The following is an 18,964-nucleotide window of genomic DNA, read 5'->3' as shown; positions in this document are numbered from 1 at the left end:
ATCACTGAAGCACATTTTCGATACCGGGCTTGGAACGGCTGCGTACAGGGTGCGCGACTCGCTCATGCAGGCCCAACGCGACCACATCGTTCAGTGCCTGGCTCGACAACTCCGGGTTGTTGACCACCAATCGCACTTCGAGGAAATCCTCGAAATCAGGAAAGATGCTCAAGCCGTTACGCAGGGCCGCCTCGCGGGACACCATGCCGAGGCCGTCCATCTGCGTGATCAACGAAAGGGTCAGGATTTCGCTGCCGGAGTAGATCATCCGCTGGGCGGATTCATAGCGCCCCAGGCCGGCATCGAGAAAGCGCGAGAAACTGTGGGAATACGGACAATCATCCGCCGGACGAACCAGAAACTTATTACCCAGCAGCACCAACGGATCGCGCTCATCACCACAGTGGGCGCCCACCACCCGGATATGCACATCCGGCAGCACAATACTCGGCAATCCGAGCTTTTGCGGGCCGATCAACACGGCCAGGTCGAAGCCTTCGTTCTTGAGTTTGCTGAGGTTTTCCATCGACTCGGCGTAGCTGAATTCCAGCTGATGGTCAGGGAACACCTCGATCAGGCGCCCGATCATTCTCCGATTGAAGTCCTCCGACAGCGTGGTATTGAGCGCCACCTTCAGGGTGCGTTGCCCAGGCGCCTTCAGCGCGGTGACTTTCTCTTCCATCTGTCGCGTGGCGACCAACACCTTGTCCATGTAGGGCGTGAGTTCCGTGCCCTGGGGGGTCAGGGTCAAGCCCTTGTTGGAGCGCCGAAACAGGCGAAAACCAAACTGCTCTTCGACCTTGTTCAACTGCGCGGCCAACGCCTGCACCGTCAAACTGGACTGCTCCGCGGCCGCCGACAACGAGCCGGTCTGCACGATGCGCATCAGGTTGCGTAAGATTCTAGTGTCCATGGGCTGATGCCCTCTAAGGTGAGCTGGCGATTGTCGCGTACCTTGCGGTCTATAGGGCGCCATTTGATACAACGGCTCACAGCGCACGCTTCCTGAAAATGAACCGACATGACCGTTCGGCGCTTTTTTTGGCACGATCGAAAATTCATATCTAGGGTTACGTAACTGGCGAAATGCCAGTCTGCGAGTATCGGAAAACCTGCTGTTACCGACAGCTAATACCCAAGAAAATCAGGGATGGTTTGTGCTTGCGATCATCTATTCGCTCGCCCTGAGTGACGAGTTGATCCCTGCGTTTCGTTGTTTTCTCTCAAGGATAGAAAGATGACCAACGTACTATCGATTCGCACGTTTTTTTCACATCCCCTCCTGGCCGCCGATCATCACAATCCGGTCATCAAGACGCCCCCGAACATTACACAGTCAGCGTGGGCAACTCAACGGCGCGATTGAATCGTCGCCCACCACCGGTGCCTTCGCTAACGCGCAATTGCAAGCGGCCATTGTCGACGGGCAAAACATCGCCACGAAACGGGGTCAGCGTGCATAAGGGTGCCCTCCTTCCCGGAAGGAGGGTTTGGCAACACCACGGAAGGATCCATCGTTATGAATCGTTCAACACCCCACGCTTTACCTCCTTACGGGACCGCCATCCAAGGCGCGATCGAGGAGGGCAATCTGCAGCAGATGAAAGCGTTGCTGAAGCAACGTGACTCAACGACACCGCACTCGAAAGACCTGCAAACCGCGTATGAAAAGCTGGCCAAGGAAGTTTCCCGTTTAGAGAAGCTTTAGGGCCTTTCTCTCAATGCAATGGAGGCAATAACTATGTCTGGTTCTACTCAGCAACTTGTCGGCTTGTTCCCACTCAGTTATCGAATTGGCACCTCGGCCCCCGGGGCACAAAGCCTGACGCTCAATCTGCTGGTCTTTACGCCCGAGCAGAGTGTCAGTGGTACTGCCATCGTCACCCAGGCGATCAACCCGCCGCTCGATCTACAGTCGGATGTCTGGGGTGAATACACCTACATGACGGTCATGTCACCGGCCGTCAGCAAAATCCTGATTACCGCTCAAGGCAACCACGGCGGCCCCACTGCGAACACTGCCGTGAACTTCAAGTTGCACCTGGTGGTGGGCAGTGACTGGAAAGAAGGCGTGGCCAGCTACCACTACCAGGATGGCCAGCACCGGGTCAGCGTCAACAACGTCCCCGCCCACCTCAATGAACCGGTGCAATCCCGCTTCTTCCCACCCATGGGCCCTGGCCCGGTCATTCTGCCCTACCCACCGATTATGCCCCTGTACGCCGCGCCGATTCAGAGCGCCATTGCCAGCGGCGACCTGGCCCAGATGAAACACCTGGCCGGCCTCGCCAAACAGCAACTGGAGCAGCAACCCCAGTTGCAGAGCGCACTGGAAGCCGCGAAGGGCGAAATCAGCAGGCTGGAGCGGCGCTGACTGGCGGCGCGATCAGACTGAACTGTCCGCATACAAACAAGGGAGTTGCACCATGTCGATTGGACTTTTTCATACTCGCCTCATCACCCATACCCCACTGCTGGGTGCGCCGGTACTTACCCTCGATCTGCTGGTCGATACCGCTCGCAAGACCGTCACCGGAATTGCCAGTGTGTTCGCCAGTACCTACCCAACGGTTAATTTCCGCGCCAAGGTCTGGGGCAATTACTCCGAGGCCAAACTGACAGCCTCGGTGGAGAACCACATTGTCCTCACCTTGGAGGGTGGCCCAAGCAGACCGCCCAGCCAGATCGCCGAGACGTTTCATCTCAAGGGGATCCTCGGCGCGGATTGGGCCAGCGGGTTTGTCGACTATAACTACTTCGAGCATGGCCAAGAGCATTACGTCAGGCACGCCGCTGTCAGCCAGGCCCCCGTCGAGCAGCACGAGCCTGGGAGGCATCCCGTACTGCCGCTCTACGCCGTGGCGGTGCAGCAGGCACAAGCCAGTGGCGATCTGGCGCAACTGAAATCCGTTGTGCACCTGGGAGAGCAGCAACTGGCGCATCACGGTGTGCTGCAAAGCGCCCTCGAGCAATTGAACGCGGAAATCGCGCGCCTGGAAGCACGCTAGTCCGCTTTGCCCGGGCGAGGCCGATTCTGGTCTCTCCCGGGTCTTTCCAACCAGAGGCAAATCCAACCGCGCCATCGACGCTAGGGAAGGCGCGAACACTTCGATGGACTCGTATCGCGCCGTGCCCGCGCGCAAGGATTTTCCCATGTCAGACAACCGCCCTGCCCGTTATCTCAGTGAGACCGACCTCAAACGCTACGTACCGGTTCATGTGGTCTGGGAAATCACCCTGGCCTGCGACCTCAAATGCCTGCACTGCGGCTCACGCGCGGGCCATCGACGTCCCGATGAACTGAACACGCGCGAATGCCTGGAGGTGATCGACTCACTGGCGGCTCTCGGTACCCGAGAGATCACCCTGATCGGTGGCGAGGCCTATTTGCGCAAGGACTGGACGCAGCTGATCCGGGCGATCCACGATCACGGCATGTACTGCGCCATACAAACAGGCGGACGTAACCTGACGCCCGCCAAGATGCAGGCCGCGGTCGACGCCGGCCTCAATGGCGTCGGCGTTTCTCTCGATGGTCTTGCCCCGCTGCATGACGCGGTACGCAATGTCCCGGGCTCCTTCGACAAGGCCGTGGACACCTTGCGCCGCGCCAAACAATCCGGGCTCGCCGTGAGCGTCAACACGCAGATCGGCGCGGCCACCCTGCCGGATTTGCCGGCGCTCATGGACACCATTATCGAGCTGGGCGCCACTCACTGGCAGATCCAGCTCACGGTCGCCATGGGCAATGCCGTCGATCACCCGGAGCTACTGCTACAACCCAGCCAGTTGCTTGAAGTGATGCCGCTGCTGGCGCGGCTTTACCGGGAGGGGGTCGATCGCGGCCTGCTGATGAACGTGGGCAACAACATTGGCTACTACGGCCCTTACGAACATCTCTGGCGCGGCTTTGGTGACGAGCGCGTGCATTGGAGTGGCTGCGCCGCCGGCCAAACGGTTCTGGCACTTGAGGCCGATGGCACGGTGAAAGGCTGCCCTTCCCTGGCCACCGTCGGCTTTTCCGGCGGGAACGTGCGCAACATGAATCTGCACGACATCTGGCATTACAGCGAAGGCATGCACTTCGGGCGCCTGCGCGGCGTCGAGGACCTGTGGGGTTATTGCCGCAGCTGTTACTACAACGATGTGTGCCGCGGTGGCTGCACCTGGACCTCACACTCCTTGCTGGGCAAGCCAGGCAACAATCCTTACTGCCATTACCGTGCGCTGGACCTGGAAAAACAAGGGCTGCGAGAACGAATCGTGAAAATCGAAGACGCCCCGCAGGCCTCCTTCGCGGTCGGGCGTTTCGACCTGATCACCGAGCGTATCGACACCGGTGAAAAAGTCAGCAGCGTCAGCGATAGCGGTCAGGTGATCAAACTGGCCTGGGCCAATCAAGGGCAGAAATCGCCGGATGAAGGGCGCATTCCCGTGCAACTGGCCCTGTGCCGTGGCTGTTTGCAATACATCTATCCCCACGAGTCGACCTGCCCGCACTGCCAAGCGGATGTGGCGGCCGCAGAAGCGGAACACCAGGCCAACCGCACCAGACAACAGGCCATCATGAACACCCTGACGGGTCTCCTGGGGATTGCGCCCAGCACCTTGATGTAGCTATTGCGCGAGGGATGTTGATTGAGGACGGTTGAGCGGCTTTGAACGGATGCAGGCAAAGCATCATCGACGAGGCCCGCTCCACCTGTACTTGTCCTATCCTTCCAGCCAACGCCCCTACTCCGGACACCGAAATGCCCGCCCCCGAATCCGCCCTCCTGCAAAGCTGGCATCACAACGCCCAATCCTGGATTGAAGCGGTTCGCGGCGGCGCCATCGAAAGCCGCCGCCAGGTCACCGACCAGGCCATCCTGCTGGCGGTGCTGGGCCGCCAGCCCGAGCGTGTGCTCGACCTGGGTTGTGGCGAGGGCTGGCTGTTGCGGGCACTGGCGACACGGGGCATCAACGCGGTTGGTGTGGACGGCGATGCGACGCTGGTGGAGGCCGCGCGGGCGGCGGGCTCTTCGCCAGTGCATTTGGCCAGCTACGAAGCGTTGGTGGAGGCGAAGGTGGATGTCGGCCGAGACTACGACCTGATCTGCGCCAACTTCGCCCTGCTGCACCAGGACATCATCCCTCTGCTCGCCGCCATGAACGCCCTGCTCGCCCCTGGCGGCGCGCTGGTGATCCAGACCCTGCATCCATGGACTGCGGCGGCGGGCGACTATCAGGATGGTTGGCGAAACGAGACCTTCGATGGGTTCAAGGGGCAGTGGCAAGCCATGCCCTGGTATTTCCGAACCCTGTCCAGTTGGCTCAATGCGCTGGACATGGCCGGTTTTCGGTTGAGTACTTTGCAGGAGCCGCAGCACCCACAGAGTGCTGCGCCGCAGTCATTGCTGTTGGTGGCCGAGAAGCGGGAGTGAGCCACACCGGCTTCCTACTTGCCCGTCTCCTCAACCGCGCCTTTGTTCTGAAAGCCGAAAGAGTATTTCAGAGCCCGTGCATGCTGGGTGCGAGTATCCGGCAAACCTATGGTCTCCGGATTCGCAAAGCCGGTAGGGCTGGAGGGGTCCATGAAGTTAGCGCGATTGATCGCATCAAACAGAAAACTGAAACCTTGCTTCAGTGTGCTCTGGGCGATGCCATGACACCCCATACAGCCGCCCATGGTCTGGCTTCCAGTGCTGTGATCAAAATCCGGCACCTTGATGTTCTTCACCGTGCGCATATTAGTCAGGGTGTTGTCCTCCGGAACGGGGAATACGTTGCTTCCGCGAAAGAGTTGAATCCCCGGCTGGCTGCTTTCGACCAGGATATTGGCCAGGTAATAATCCGGGTCGGTTTCAGTGCTCGACGGAATGGCCTGCACCCCTTTAAGCCGGTAGTGCTTCCAGACCGAATTGTTGAACGCACTGCTGCCGTCCATTAGTTGCTTGACCTGGTTGTTGACCGCCGTGACTTCGGAATAGATGGTTTGCGGTTGCACGACACGAATCGGCCCGGCCTGCCCCTTGGGGATCCCGTTGCTGCCGGAGTAGATGGGCGGAGTATGGGCCGAGTCCGCAACATCGCCCCTGGGCAGGGTCACCGTATGGGTGGTGTTGCCGTCAGAGAAGGTAGCAACCGGCGGTGAACCGTTATCCGGCGAGTAGGCAACCTTGTCGTAGTTGGCGATATAGTAAAGCCCGGTCGGCGACTTGTCGGGCAAGGTCATCGCATCCTCATGCTCGAACGTGGCGAAAATGAAGGTCGGGTAGTTGGCCGTCTTATGGATGATATGCAAGGCGACCAGGGCATAGTCTTCGTTGTACGCCACCGGTGCCTTATCGGTGCCGTGATAGGTCACCACCGTCGCCGTATGGTAGCGCGCACGCTGCGCCACCGGAATATCCGCCAGCTTGCGCCATGCCGCCTTGACCTCCACCGCGCCGTCGGGCAGGACGATATGATCCGGGTACATGCTCAGGCCTTGCGCATAGGTGTAAATGACGGGATTGGCCTTGGCCTCGAACAGGATCTGGCTGTCGTTCGAAGGGGCATAGTGACTCCCGTTCATTGCTGGTCGTGGTGGGTTGACCGGGAAAAATATCGCGTTTTGCCCTATTTGAGTCGCCTCATCCAGATTGTTGTAATGAGCAAAACTCGCGCCTGGGGCCAAAGGCACACCGTTGGGGAAACTGACATAGCGGTATTGCGGGCTGGAAGCGAACGGCCGCGTAGGGCCGCCTACGCCTTTTTTTTCCCCTCCCGGAGGAAACAACTCGGTGCGGTGGGCGAAGGTTTGCCACAACAAAGGACTGGGAGATTGTGGCAGCTTGCCCGAATCGGCAAAGCTGCTGGAGGGATTGCCAATGCCGCGGTTAGCGGGCAACGGCGTGTTGGCGGCATTGTTCAGTGCGATAAAGCTGCGCCAGGCGAAAGTTGCATAATCGGTATGGCTAAGGCCCGTGGCCAGATCCGCGGGCAGTTGCGGATTGTTCATGGTCAAATCGTTTGCAGTGATGGCATAGGAAACGCCCAATCCCGATGGATAGGCTGAATTCCCAGGGAAGCGTTTGGAGAAATACGCATTCCAATGCAGCCCGTCGTTTGAATAAAACGTACTGGAACTGCTGCTGATAAACACGCGCTCGCCGATCATCGTTGCACTGTTCAGGAAGCCCCTGGGCCCCTGGCCGTTTATACCCGTCAGCGCTTGCTTCGCCCCCCACTGGCCGGCCCGGTCGTAAGTGCGGGCGAACATGGCGCCGTTCTCAAAAGCGTAATAAGCCCACAATTGACCGTTATAGACGACGGGCACCATCGTTAGAATTTTGTCGGCGCTTTCCTGGAAGGCCAGATTTTCCCGGCTCCACGCAACACCGTCATTCGAGGTGACATAATAAACAGCGTTACCTGAGTTTTCGCTATACAAGACAAAGAGCTGTCCGTTATACACAATCGGTTTGTTATTGATGGCTGTATGGAGCGTACTGATAGGCTTGGCCGTGGACCAGCCGGTGCCGTTTTCGGAGCTGACGGTCTTCAAGCGGCCCTGGGGATCGGTAAAGGTCAGTACCAATTTTTGATTGAACACGCTCACCGAGACATTACTAAAAATACTATCCACACTGATAGTTTGTGTGGCAGACCAGTTTTTCCCTTCCGCCGAAGTGGCATAATTTATATGCTTTTGGTCATTGTTGTTGGCCCAGAACATATAAACCTTACCCTTGAACGACTGCACCGAGGGTATATAAAACGCTTGCGGCCTGAAGGGCACCGTGCTCGTCGAAGAAGGCGTGCCACTTGAAGCCTCTGGATGATCAAAGACATCGACCGTGATCCCCACACCTTGTTGCGGTGTGGCGATGATCACACTCTCCGCATAAACCGACGAGACCGACAGCACGCCACTCAGGCACAGCAACAATCGACCCAACATTGCTTTGACGTTCATATATTCGCTCCTTTGAATAGCGGCTACTACAGGGCGCGGAGGCGCCCTGATCGGCGTAGCTGTTCCCTGGCTGCCGGCCCTTGCCTTGCAACGCTACTTAGCGGCCACGGCCTCCGCTGCTTTGGCCATGTTTTCGGCGGTGGCTTCGGTCGAGTTGCCTGCGATGGTGTACAGATAAAGTGTGGTGACGAATCCGGGGGCGGCCGACAGGGCCACATCGACCGGGGCACCCGCGTTATCCGGCACCAACTTCCCGGTCATATCCTGCTCTTCGTTCAGCTCCTGCTCCACCCGCAGGTGATAGCGGGTAAATTGGATAAACTGAGGGTCGGTTATCGCGGTGGCCGCCAAGGGATCCCAGAAATACAGATATTTGCCGATACCCGGCGCGATGGTCGAGCTTTGCAGCACGTGGGTGAGGAATTGAGCCACCGGGTTGGAAATACGGGAGAGTTGGCTCACGAAATTCTGGGTAATCGGGATAAAGTTACTGGCGTTCAGCGCAACCAACTGCACAGGGATACCGCCATCAAAGGCATATTGGGCACCCAGCGGATCCAGGAAGATATTCCATTCGGCAACTTCGTTGGTGTAATAAGGCGCATCACCCAAAGCGTCAATAATATTACCGCCCGCACCCGGCTGGACGTATTCCGGCAACAAATTCCCGCCCATCATCACGATGCGGTCTACTTTACTGAGCAACAAGCGTTGCAACGCACTATCGGTTTTAGCGTGCTGGAACAAATGCCCCCAGGTCGTACCACCGCCGATCATTAACACGGTAAACTTATGATCGGCCTTTTCCAAGGTTTCCCTTAAGAAAGCGAGCGCATCAGCTCGCGTGGGATTGGGGTTTTTCCGTGGAAACAGGGCGTCGTAATGGTGATCCGCCGCCTGGCGTGTTTCAAAGGGAAAGGTATTGCTGTACACCATGGGGCGCTGAAGACCCGCCGCAACGGGGATACGTTCTATCTCAGGGTCATTAAACAAAGTGAGGAAATTGCTGACGTTTTCAACGCCGTGACTCAAGTGAACAGCGCCCACCCCCGTCACAGTAATACCTTCGACTTTTATCCCATGATGCTTGAGCAAATACGACATGGCCATGTAATCGTCGAAATCGACATCGGTATCGATGAGTACATGCGTGAGCGGTTGAACAGACATAAGGTTAGCCTCCTGGCTAATGAAGAGTTTACATCCGATGTCAGGTGTTACCGAACGATCCAGCTTGTGTAGGCACAGGTCTAACAGTAGCGATTTGCAGCGTAGGCGGCCATTTGATGTCTGTCTAGTGATCTGAGCCGTTAATCCAGCGGTCCATTGATCACACTATAGGATGTGTCCAACGCGATGGATTCAGCACGTGTATGCCTCCCGATGTTCCCCTGGCTGCCATCCAAAAGAATGGCACTTTCCTGAAAATGACCTACACCTGATAGCAAGGAAGAACGGCCAGCGATCGACAGGAGTCGATAGTCAGAATCCCCCGCCCTCCCTGCGCACACTCCGTTTCCTCTCTGTTGATCATTCCTGGCAAATCGTTGGGGATTGAACTCAGTCGTCCGGCGCCGCCGAGGAGGTAGACCACCCATACTCGATACCCCGTTTCACCCGTGAAGCCCGTCTCGGCGATCAAACCGAGACCTTGACCAAAAATAAATAAAAGGAAGCCCCCGCATTGGCAGGCATAAGCCCAAGCGATGCCAGGCGTTTTCCCTATCAAGGAGATGATCGATGACCCAATCCCCAGGAACGCTCACAGCCTTCGCGGTGGCGGCCGCGTTGTTCAGCGTCGCCGCCCAGGCCGGCACCTACCCTGACTACGGCTACGCGCCACCCGACACCTATACCGGCGCCAAATTCGTGCTCAGCCAGAGTTATCCCACCACACCGCCCAAAGGCCCGCTGCCGGAGTTCTTCAAGAAGCTGCCGACCAAGCAGGACAACAATTTTGAAACCTGGCGTGCCTACATGGACGCCGTGAAAAACTACTGCCTGGAAGGTAACGTCGACGTCAATTGGGACGTTCAGAAAAACAAGGTTCGCCAGTGGTATCACATGCCGTGGCAGCACTATGGCCCGCTGGGGCGCGAGGGCATCCATGGCTTGACCAAGGAAGCGCAGATCCAGGCCCAGCAACTGGCGTCCACGCAAACCGCCACCGGCCAGACTTACGCCGTGGGCATTTACAACGACATCGGCGCCTACACCATCGGCAAGGTCTGGAAAGACCCGCAGAACCCTGATCCGAGCTACACCTCGCAGCCCAACAGCTTCCCCAACGGTACGGTCGTGTGCAAGGCCCTGTTTGCCGACATCGACCGCAACACCGTGCCGTTCCTGGTCAACCCGGTGTTGTGGCAGGGCTATATCACCGACACCTTCACCTCCGCCAATCGCGTGGTGAAGGATGTCGCCCTGATCCAGATGGACATCGCCGTACGTGACACCCGCATGAAGGAGACCGGCTGGATCTTCGGCACCTTCCAGTACAACGGCGCCAAGACCGGCAAGGCTGGCTGGGACAACCTGGTACCGGTGGGGATCATCTGGGGCAACGATCCGAAAGAAACCGGCAATGACTTCACCAACCCGAAACCGACCGTCACCAAGATCAACCCGGCGCTGCAACAGACCGCCATCAACGCCAACACCCAGGAGCTGCCGCCGACCCACCTGGGCTGGAACGGGCGCCTCAACGGTCCGGTGGACAATCCCAACAGCTCCTGCCAGAGCTGCCATATGACGGCCGAGGCGCCGCAAGTGGCGATCATGAATCCACTGTTCCAGAAAAATCCGCCACCGGTGGGTTCGCCTGACTGGATGAGGTGGTTCCAGAACATTCCGGCAGGCCATCCGTTCACTCCTGGAACCAAGAGCACGGATTTCAGCCTGCAGATGTCGGGCAGTCTGGTGAACTTCTACCAGTGGAAGTGTGACATGGGCGGGATCTACGAAAACGGCATCAACGCTTGCGCGAAAACCGCCGGCCTGAAGTTGAAGATGCTGAAGTCCGGAAATGGGGCACCGCAGCCACTGCAGCGCGTGATCCGCGATCCAAGCCTGGAACAATTGCTCGAGTAACAGGCGACAACCTCCGGGCACTGGGTGCCCGGAGGCTGACTCATACCACTGGCTGCGACGCCTATGCTCAGCCAGGACAAGCTTCAGCGAAAACCTGCACCACCGTTTACGACACTGCCTCAGACGTCAGACAGGTGTCAGGGTCTATACTGATTTTGCCCCTTTAATCAGGAGCCAGCCTTGATCACCGTGTAGTCAACCAGGCAGAACACGTGAAGTCTTCGACACTTGCTGTAGCGCTGCTCTGTCTATTGCTCGGCGCTCCCGCCAGGGCCGAGTCCTATCTGGTCGTTACCGAGGAGTGGGCACCGTACAACTATCAGGAGAACAATCAGCTCACGGGCATGTCCACGGAGATCGTCCGGGCCATCATGGCGCGGACCGGGGATAACTTCGAGATGGTGCTGCTGCCCAGTATGCGCAGCATCCACGCATTGAATACCCGCCCCAAGACCATCCTGTATTCCCTGTTCCGCACGGCGAAGCGCGACCCCTTATACAAGTGGGTCGGACCTATCGTGGAAGAGTCCATTTACCCCTATCAGTTAGCCAATGCGCAGCAGCCGGTGAATTCCCTGGAACAGCTACTACGCGCGCCACAGATCACGACGAGACAGGCCGGCCTGATACCCGAGGTTCTGCAGTCGCGGGGCTTCAACAACCTCGCAAAAGTTGCAATCGAGAGCCGGCAGCTCTATCGCATGCTGCTCGCCGGACGCACTGACATCATCGTCGGCGACACCGCCGCGGGGGTGGCTTACTACAGCCGCGAGTTGAACATCGCCCCCGGCACGCTGCGGCAGATTCCCATCGAGCTCTATCGCTCATCGCTGTACATTGCCTTCAGCCGCGACAGTGACGACAAACGGGTAGCCGCCTGGGCCGACGCCCTGGAGCAACTGCGCCAGTCAGGTGAGTTGAAGCGCATCCAGGATCGGTACAGCCAACCCATCGGGCAATGAAAGCGTGGAACCCGCGCAAGTTTTTAGAATGGCATGATGAGCACATCCATAACTGTCGCGTCCTTTGGTCGAGAGGTTCCATTCCAGCCTTCCCCATGGATAAAACACGTTTCCAGGAGAGATCCTGCCATGATAAATAAATCAGTCCCCGACAGTTGAAGTTCTGAAAATGCCAAAGACAAAGCCGGCAGCTAGCGCGGCAGCAACGGCTGCTGAGATCGAAAGATCCATCCAGGCCCTGAACAAAATGGCTGAACGCCTTTGGGGGGATGGCAGGGAGACCGAGGCAAAAGCACTTCTCGATGCCCTGGACGCCTTGAACCGGGCGCTGGACAGGATCCGGATCGGCGAGAGCCGCCGGGTGGTGACGCTCCACTAACAAGCCAGGGACGTCCAACGGAAAACAAATCGGCCCTCTATTCGCCCACCAACCTTCGAATGCTGCGACAAGCCGAGCATGGACAAAACGAACGGCAGGAACGAGGGCATGCCAGGTTCCTGCCGTTTCAAGCGTTTGCCGGTAAAAGGCTCAGCGCATCAAAAGAAGCCCAGCGGATTGATGTCGTAGCTGACCAGCAGGTTTTTGGTCTGCTGGTAGTGGTCGAGCATCATTTTGTGGTTTTCACGGCCGACACCGGATTTCTTGTAGCCACCGAACGCGGCATGCGCCGGGTACAGGTGATAGCAGTTGGTCCACACGCGACCGGCCTTGATCGCCCGCCCCATGCGGTAGGCACGGTTGATATCACGGGTCCACAGGCCCGCACCGAGGCCGAACTCGCTGTCGTTGGCAATCGCCAGGGCTTCAGCTTCGTCCTTGAAGGTGGTCACGCCCACCACCGGGCCGAAAATCTCCTCCTGGAACACGCGCATTGTGTTGTTGCCCTTGAGCAGCGTCGGCTGGATGTAGTAGCCGGTGGACAGATCGCCTTCCAGGCGCTCCGCCGCGCCGCCGGTCAAGAGCACCGCCCCCTCCTCCTGAGCAATCTTCAGGTACGAAAGAATCTTGTCGTATTGCTGCTCCGAGGCCTGGGCGCCGACCATGGTCTCGGTGTCCAGAGGATCGCCACGCTTGATCTTGCCGATCTTCTGCATCACGACCGCCATGAACGCGTCGTAGATCGATTCCTGGATCAAGGCACGCGACGGGCAGGTGCAAACCTCGCCCTGGTTGAAAAACGCCAGCACCAGGCCTTCAGCGGCCTTTTCGATAAACTGCGGCTCGGCCTGCATGATGTCTTCGAAGAAGATATTCGGCGACTTGCCACCCAGCTCCACCGTACTGGGAATGATGTTCTCGGCCGCGCACTTCATGATGTGCGCGCCCACCGGCGTGGAGCCGGTGAATGCGATCTTGGCGATACGCTTGCTGGTGGCCAGGGCCTCGCCGGCTTCACGGCCAAAGCCATGGACGATATTCAAGACACCCGGTGGCAGCAGGTCGTTGATCAGCTCGGCGAAGACCATGATCGACAGCGGCGTTTGTTCGGCCGGTTTCAGCACCACGCAGTTGCCCGCCGCCAGCGCAGGCGCCAGCTTCCAGGCCGCCATCAACAGCGGGAAGTTCCACGGAATGATTTGCCCCACCACGCCCAGGGGTTCATGGAAATGGTAAGCCGTGGTCAGTTCGTTGATCTCTGCGGCGCCGCCTTCCTGGGCACGGATGCAACCGGCGAAATAACGGAAGTGGTCGGCCGCCAGCGGAACGTCGGCATTCAGGGTTTCGCGCACGGCCTTGCCGTTGTCCCAGGTTTCGGTAACGGCCAGCACTTCAAGATGCTGTTCAATACGGTCGGCAATGTTCAACAGGACCCGCGAGCGATCCTGTGCCGAGGTCTTGCCCCAGGCATCGGCTGCCCCATGGGCGGCGTCCAGCGCGAGTTCGATATCAGCGGCGGTGGAACGGGGGAACTGGGCAATCACGTCACCGTTGATCGGCGAGGTATTGGTGAAGTATTCGCCATGGACCGGCGCGATAAACTCACCGCCGATGTAATTGCCATAGCGCGATTTGAAAGAAACGACAGCGCCTGGGGTTCCGGGGGGTGCGTAAATCATGATTGAGGCCTCTTTGCGGGTCATTGTCTGTGGGTCGCACACGCGATGAACAGATGCTAGAGAGCCCGCGCCGCCAAACGAATACGCCCTTGGCAGGGGTCACCTTGTCATTTAGTCGTAATTGGGCCCTTCTGAAAAACCGCAAACGCGCAACGCTTCGTACTTTAGTAGGGGTTTACCTGACTATCGTCGCATTCACAAAGCAGGGGGAGTGGCATGTAATGCCGCCATTACAAGAAAGGAATCGCCCTTATGCCGCCTACCCCGGACCTCGTACCCTGAGCCCTTTCCCTGAACAACAGAGATACCCCGCCATCACACCGCAATCAAAAATAAACAGGTGCAAGGCCATGTACAAAATTCTAATTGCCGATGATCACCCGCTGTTTCGTGAAGCCATCGCCAATGTGATCAGCGACGGTTTTCCGGGCTGCGAAGTGATGGAAACCGCCGACCTGGAGAGCGCGCTGGCACTGACTCGGCGCCATGACGACTTCGACCTGATTCTGCTCGACCTGAATATGCCTGGCATGCACGGCCTCAATGGCCTGATCAATCTGCGCAACGAGGCGCCCACCATCCCGGTGGTGATCGTGTCCGCCGAACAAGACAAGCAGATTGTGCTGCAAGCCATCATGTACGGTGCGGTGGGCTTTATTACCAAGTCGTCGCCACGGGCGCAGATGACTGAAGCCATCGAGCAGATCCTCAACGGCAATGTCTATCTGCCTCCGGATATCATCCACTCGCCAAAGGCCGATACCCGGCGCAGCATGAACAGCGCCCCCGGCTTTGCGCCTGAGTTACTCCAATCGCTGACCCGCAAGCAATTGCTGGTCCTGGAACGTATGACCAAGGGCGAGTCGAACAAGCAGATCGGCTACACCCTGGAAATCGCCGAGACCACCGTCAAGGCTCACGTCTCGGCCATCCTGCGCAAGCTCAACGTGCATAACCGGGTCCAGGCGATTCTCAGCGCCGGGGATATCGATTTCACCGCCTACCTGCGGCGCTGAATGGGTCAACCCACCGACTCCTTGCCCAGCAGATGACTGATGGCAGTCTTGAGCTTCATCGGCCGCACCGGTTTGTGCATCAAGGTGTGGCCCAGCTCACGCATTTGCAGCTTCAGTTCATTGCTGTAGTTGGCCGTGATCATCAGCGCCGGCAAGGGCAAGCCACGTCGGGCGTTGATCGTGGCCACGACATCGACACCGTTCTGCTCATGGTCCAGGTGATAATCGGCAATCAACAGGTCGGCGTCGCCATGATAGTTGTCCACCTGCCGCGCCAGGTCCTGTTCGCACAGCGCGGTGACCACCTCGCAGCCCCAGCTTTCCAGGAGCGTGCGCATCCCCGCGCAAATCGTCGCATCATTGTCCAGCACCCAGATCCGTGCCCCGCGCAACCTTTCGAGCATGGGCCCCGTCATGGGTAACTGGATCTGTGGCTTGGGCGCGCAGAGGGTCAGCGGTACTTCGACAGCGAACATCGAGCCTTTGCCGGGGGCCGAGCGGACGCTGATCTTGTGCCCGAGGATCCCGGCGATTTTTTCGACAATGGCCAACCCGAGACCCAACCCGCGATCCTGATGGGGTCGTTGCACGTCGCCGCGTTTGAACTCCTGGAAAATTTCCTCCAGTTTGTTCTCGGCAATCCCGATACCGGTATCCCAGACTTCGATGGACAGACAATGGCGATGCCGACGACAACCCAACACCACGCGGCCAGTGGTGGTGTAGCGGATGGCGTTGCTCAGCAGGTTGCGCAGAATCCGCGCGAGCAACTGGATATCGCTGCGCACCAGCGCCGAACACGGCACGAACGCCAGGCGCAAGCCCTCGCTGGCAGCCGCTTGCGCGAACTCGACCGCCAGGTTTTCCAGCAGTTCGCTCAGGGCAAACGGCGCGATATCGGCCTTGATTACCCCGGCATCCAGCTTGGAGATATCCACCAGCGTGCCGAGCAGATTCTCCACGTCTTCCAGCGAATTGCTGACATTACGCACCAGGGTTGCGTTGGCCTCCGGTTCGCGGCGCTCCAACAAGGCACTGGTAAACAGGCGTGCGGCATTGAGCGGCTGAAGCAGATCATGGCTGACGGCGGCCAGAAACTTGGTTTTCGACAGGTTGGCCTGCTCGGCTTCGAGCTTGGCTTCACGCAGGCGCGACTCGACCCGACTGCGCTCGTCGATCTCACGCAGCAACTGGCTGTTCAGGGTGGTCAACTCGGTGGTGCGCTCGCGGACTCGCTGCTCGAGGTTCTGATAAGCCTGGTGCAGCGCTTCGGCGGTACGGCGGCGTTCGGTGATATCGCGGATCAGCACAAAGATGCCGATCACTTCACCATTGGCCAAGCGATTGGGCACATAGGAGCGCAGCATGTAGCGCTCCTGATTGTTGATGTTGATCTCAGGGCATTCGAAGGTCACGCTTTCCCCCGCAAGGGCGCGTTCGACATAGGTTTCCAGGCGCTGGTAATGCTCTTCGCTGTGGACCTCGCGCAGGCTCTGTCCGAGCATCACGCCACGCGGCCAGCAGTACCACTGTTCATAGACCTTATTGGTGAACTCATAGACCAGGTCGGCGTTCAGGTAGGCAATGAGCGCCGGCACATGGTCGGTGATCAGGCGGATCCAGCGCTCGCTCTCGCTGAGGGCTTCAGCATGCTGGTAGCGTTCGGTGATGTCCGTGAAGGTGTTGACGAAACCGCCGGTGGGTAAGGGATGCGTGCGAATTTCCAGCACCCGGCCATCGTCCAGCCGCTGCTCCCGTTCATGGATCACCCGGCCGTTGGCGTCGCGGCTGTCCGGCGTCAACAGCTCCAGTTCGCTGTCGGCGATGACCTCGGAAAACAGCCTGTGCGCGGCAACCGGCGCCAGCCCGCTCAGCTCCAGGAAACGCCGATTCCACAGTTCCAGGATGCCCTCGGCGTTGACCATCGCGACACCCTGGGACAGGTTGTCGACGGCCCGTTGCAGCAGGTGCGACTTCTGCGCGACGGCTTGCTCGCGGCGCATGGTTTCGCTGAGCTTGACGTCCGTGATGTCGGTAAACAGGATCACCCGGCCACCCTCGCGGGTCGGCCGCTCGCTGACCTGCAGCCAGCGACCATCATTCAGACGGTACAGCAGGTGTGCGCCGGCGCTGTGCCGCGGCTCTTCACTGAACAACCCGGTACTGGCCAGCAACCGCTTGACCTCGGTCAAGCGCATGCCCGCGATGATCCGTACCCGGCTGTTGGCCCAGAACGCCTTGAAGCGACTGTTGAACAGCACGATGCGCTGGTCTTCATCGAACAGCACGAACGCATCGGAAATACTTTCAATAGCATCGACCAGATGTTGATGGGCCGTTTCCGCCCGCAGGCGTGCGTCACTGAGCAGATGATTGCTGGCCTTGAGCTCGGCCATGGCCTGGTTCAACGCATCGGTACGCTCCCTGACCTGTTCGGCCAGGACTACCGAGTGCTGAAAGGCCGCATAGGAATCATTGCCACGGGCGGTCCCGGACTCGACCCGCTCGATCAGCGCCGTATTGATCCGCCGCAGCTTGTGATTGTCCCGCCGCAGTTGTTCGATCTGCTCAAGCAGCTCAGCGGGAGATGGCTGCACGGTTGCGTCCAATGGCGACACCGGTAAAGGTCTGGTTGATATGCATGCCATTGAACTGCTCTCCGTAGGTATTGAAACCTATCACCCGCTGCTCGCGCAGAAAGGCGCCGATCTGCTGGACACTGCCATCGTCTTCCAGCTCCAGGCGCCGCAGGAAACAATCGCAGCCGATGGTCAGCAACAACGGCCCCAGGCGCTCCCGCAAGCCGTCGAACAGCGTCTGCAGGTTCGGCAGCAAGGGGCCGGGCGTCATCGCCGTGAGCACGATGCCGTTCTCCACCGCACAGTAAAAGCTCAGGCTCAGGTCAGGATTGACCTGTTGAATGGCCCTGACGTAGTACTGATCGTTGATACGAACCGCCAGCGGGTGAGCGGCAAAAACCTGGTGATTGAGTTGTGCCACGGGCACCCCGATGATCTGCGCGTATTCCTCGGCCGCAGGCTCGGCATTGAGTTCGTAGACCCGGCGCATGCCGCTGTCGGCGCGGGTGACCACCAGCTTTTCCGCACGCGGCAGAATGTGGTGCGTGGTGAACACTTCGAAGTCCAACCAGGTATTGACCAACAGCACCACGGCCGCGCCGCTGTGGAATTCGCCGCCGAAGTACACATGGGTATGGGTCAGGTAGTTATCGTCTCCGGCAGAGCCGCCAAAGTGCGGGATATCGCCCAAGGCGGCGCTCAGCGCGGCAAGGACCGTTTCCTCGCGGCTGGACAGGCCGTCGAGCAGTGTCAGGGCAAAACTGTTGCCCTTGATCGGCGCCAGGCTGTTGCTGCGACAGCCGCCGACCAGCCGCTCGACCATTTGCTGGGCGTCGATCAGGCTGAAACGTTCCAATTCGTCGATCAGCTCGGCGGCAATGGAGAAATGCCGATGATCAAAACCCACCGCGGTCACACAGCCTCGGCCATAGCCCTGCGGGGTAATTTCCCCGGCGCTGGTACAGCCCACCACGCGAATGCCGCCAAAGCTCTGCTGCAATGCGCTGCCCAGGGCGCGCAAATCGTATTCGACCGAACAAAAGAACAGCACAAACCCCAAGTACGGGTGCAATAGCTGCCGCGCCAGCTCCTGGGCCACCTCTTGCGCCTCGGTTGCCATCGACATCGCGCTGATTATGCCGTCTGTTTGGGTCTGTCCCATGGTCGCCTTCCGCAAAGTGCGCTGTCTGATCCTTCAGTCTACGAAGACTGGACCCGGGTCCGTATCCTACTTCGGTAGGGGGTCCCCCCTGCGATGGGAGGAAGCCGCGTGCCATTACGACCAAAGACCCCCCTTGCGAGGACTAAAGGACCATTTAA

General features: G+C 58.9%; 15 protein-coding genes. 9 read left to right on the top strand and 6 right to left on the bottom strand.

Translation table 11 applies throughout. The annotated features are described in order from the left end of the window. Position 1: 1 nt before the first annotated feature. Positions 2-913, bottom strand: coding sequence for a LysR family transcriptional regulator (locus tag M5C01_RS29745; protein WP_152741941.1), 912 nt, complete (start codon positions 911-913; stop codon positions 2-4). Between the two features lie 606 nt (positions 914-1,519). Here M5C01_RS29745 and M5C01_RS29740 point away from each other — a divergent pair. From M5C01_RS29740 to M5C01_RS29720, 5 genes are all read left to right on the top strand, one after another. Further along, positions 1,520-1,708 (top strand): DUF1843 domain-containing protein, encoded by a 189-nt coding sequence (locus tag M5C01_RS29740; protein ID WP_100941712.1) that lies wholly within the window; start codon positions 1,520-1,522, stop codon positions 1,706-1,708. A gap of 33 nt (positions 1,709-1,741) precedes the next feature. Beyond that, positions 1,742-2,374 carry a DUF1842 domain-containing protein gene (locus tag M5C01_RS29735; protein WP_100941713.1) on the top strand — a complete coding sequence of 211 codons (633 nt, stop codon included), beginning with the start codon at positions 1,742-1,744 and terminating at the stop codon, positions 2,372-2,374. 52 nt (positions 2,375-2,426) lie between these two features. After that, positions 2,427-3,008 carry a DUF1842 domain-containing protein gene (locus tag M5C01_RS29730; RefSeq protein ID WP_103496829.1) on the top strand — a complete coding sequence of 194 codons (582 nt, stop codon included), beginning with the start codon at positions 2,427-2,429 and terminating at the stop codon, positions 3,006-3,008. Between the two features lie 145 nt (positions 3,009-3,153). Next, positions 3,154-4,617: a GDL motif peptide-associated radical SAM/SPASM maturase gene (locus tag M5C01_RS29725; protein WP_103496830.1), complete on the top strand. Its 1,464-nt coding sequence runs from the start codon at positions 3,154-3,156 to the stop codon at positions 4,615-4,617. Between the two features lie 134 nt (positions 4,618-4,751). Further along, complete coding sequence (locus tag M5C01_RS29720) at positions 4,752-5,423, top strand: class I SAM-dependent methyltransferase (RefSeq protein WP_152741942.1); 672 nt, start codon at positions 4,752-4,754, stop codon at positions 5,421-5,423. A 14-nt stretch (positions 5,424-5,437) separates the two neighbouring features. Here M5C01_RS29720 and M5C01_RS29715 read toward each other — a convergent pair whose 3' ends face one another. Both M5C01_RS29715 and M5C01_RS29710 read right to left on the bottom strand, forming a co-directional pair. Continuing rightward, positions 5,438-7,939 (bottom strand): sialidase family protein, encoded by a 2,502-nt coding sequence (locus tag M5C01_RS29715; protein WP_152741943.1) that lies wholly within the window; start codon positions 7,937-7,939, stop codon positions 5,438-5,440. A 93-nt stretch (positions 7,940-8,032) separates the two neighbouring features. Further along, the gene (locus M5C01_RS29710; protein WP_152741944.1) at positions 8,033-9,109 is read right to left on the bottom strand and encodes a nucleoside hydrolase; all 1,077 of its coding nucleotides are present in this window, start codon (positions 9,107-9,109) and stop codon (positions 8,033-8,035) included. A gap of 570 nt (positions 9,110-9,679) precedes the next feature. Here M5C01_RS29710 and M5C01_RS29705 point away from each other — a divergent pair. The 3 genes from M5C01_RS29705 (at position 9,680) to M5C01_RS29695 (ending at position 12,370) form a co-directional block, all read left to right on the top strand. Further along, positions 9,680-11,029 carry a hypothetical protein gene (locus tag M5C01_RS29705; protein WP_152741945.1) on the top strand — a complete coding sequence of 450 codons (1,350 nt, stop codon included), beginning with the start codon at positions 9,680-9,682 and terminating at the stop codon, positions 11,027-11,029. A gap of 212 nt (positions 11,030-11,241) precedes the next feature. Further along, on the top strand, positions 11,242-11,991 hold the full coding sequence (locus tag M5C01_RS29700; protein WP_177104563.1) for a transporter substrate-binding domain-containing protein: 750 nt from the start codon (positions 11,242-11,244) through the stop codon (positions 11,989-11,991). A gap of 169 nt (positions 11,992-12,160) precedes the next feature. Next, positions 12,161-12,370, top strand: a complete 210-nt coding sequence (locus M5C01_RS29695) for a hypothetical protein (protein ID WP_103496844.1) — start codon at positions 12,161-12,163, stop codon at positions 12,368-12,370. A gap of 158 nt (positions 12,371-12,528) precedes the next feature. Here M5C01_RS29695 and M5C01_RS29690 read toward each other — a convergent pair whose 3' ends face one another. Further along, positions 12,529-14,049 (bottom strand): aldehyde dehydrogenase family protein, encoded by a 1,521-nt coding sequence (locus tag M5C01_RS29690; protein ID WP_103496845.1) that lies wholly within the window; start codon positions 14,047-14,049, stop codon positions 12,529-12,531. Positions 14,050-14,399: 350 nt separating this feature from the next. On the opposite strand from M5C01_RS29690, the gene M5C01_RS29685 reads away from it, so the two are divergent. Then, positions 14,400-15,065, top strand: coding sequence for a response regulator transcription factor (locus M5C01_RS29685; protein WP_152741946.1), 666 nt, complete (start codon positions 14,400-14,402; stop codon positions 15,063-15,065). A 5-nt stretch (positions 15,066-15,070) separates the two neighbouring features. Here the strand turns inward: M5C01_RS29685 and nahK are convergent, their stop codons facing one another. After that, positions 15,071-17,713, bottom strand: a complete 2,643-nt coding sequence (nahK, locus tag M5C01_RS29680; RefSeq protein ID WP_152741947.1) for a hybrid sensor histidine kinase/response regulator NahK/ErcS' — start codon at positions 17,711-17,713, stop codon at positions 15,071-15,073. Beyond that, entirely contained in the window at positions 17,643-18,806 is a 1,164-nt protein-coding gene (gene nosP / locus M5C01_RS29675; RefSeq protein ID WP_103496848.1) for a nitric oxide-sensing protein NosP, read from the bottom strand. Before nosP ends, nahK begins: the two co-directional genes overlap by 71 nt. Between the last annotated feature and the right edge of the window lie 158 nt (positions 18,807-18,964).

The organism is Pseudomonas sp. MWU12-2319 (assembly GCF_023242525.1).
GTDB lineage: Bacteria > Pseudomonadota > Gammaproteobacteria > Pseudomonadales > Pseudomonadaceae > Aquipseudomonas > Aquipseudomonas gingeri_D.
This window is presented reverse-complemented; position numbering and strand designations above follow the sequence as displayed.

Coding starts and splice junctions, on each gene's coding strand:
- M5C01_RS29695 (WP_103496844.1), top strand. CDS start 12,161: ATGCCAAAGACAAAGCCGGCAGCTAGCGCGGCAGCAACGGCTGCTGAG.
- M5C01_RS29740 (WP_100941712.1), top strand. CDS start 1,520: ATGAATCGTTCAACACCCCACGCTTTACCTCCTTACGGGACCGCCATC.
- M5C01_RS29735 (WP_100941713.1), top strand. CDS start 1,742: ATGTCTGGTTCTACTCAGCAACTTGTCGGCTTGTTCCCACTCAGTTAT.
- M5C01_RS29725 (WP_103496830.1), top strand. CDS start 3,154: ATGTCAGACAACCGCCCTGCCCGTTATCTCAGTGAGACCGACCTCAAA.
- M5C01_RS29710 (WP_152741944.1), bottom strand. CDS start 9,109: ATGTCTGTTCAACCGCTCACGCATGTACTCATCGATACCGATGTCGAT.
- M5C01_RS29690 (WP_103496845.1), bottom strand. CDS start 14,049: ATGATTTACGCACCCCCCGGAACCCCAGGCGCTGTCGTTTCTTTCAAA.
- M5C01_RS29685 (WP_152741946.1), top strand. CDS start 14,400: ATGTACAAAATTCTAATTGCCGATGATCACCCGCTGTTTCGTGAAGCC.
- M5C01_RS29720 (WP_152741942.1), top strand. CDS start 4,752: ATGCCCGCCCCCGAATCCGCCCTCCTGCAAAGCTGGCATCACAACGCC.
- nosP (WP_103496848.1), bottom strand. CDS start 18,806: ATGGGACAGACCCAAACAGACGGCATAATCAGCGCGATGTCGATGGCA.
- M5C01_RS29745 (WP_152741941.1), bottom strand. CDS start 913: ATGGACACTAGAATCTTACGCAACCTGATGCGCATCGTGCAGACCGGC.
- M5C01_RS29730 (WP_103496829.1), top strand. CDS start 2,427: ATGTCGATTGGACTTTTTCATACTCGCCTCATCACCCATACCCCACTG.
- nahK (WP_152741947.1), bottom strand. CDS start 17,713: ATGGCATGCATATCAACCAGACCTTTACCGGTGTCGCCATTGGACGCA.
- M5C01_RS29715 (WP_152741943.1), bottom strand. CDS start 7,939: ATGAACGTCAAAGCAATGTTGGGTCGATTGTTGCTGTGCCTGAGTGGC.
- M5C01_RS29705 (WP_152741945.1), top strand. CDS start 9,680: ATGACCCAATCCCCAGGAACGCTCACAGCCTTCGCGGTGGCGGCCGCG.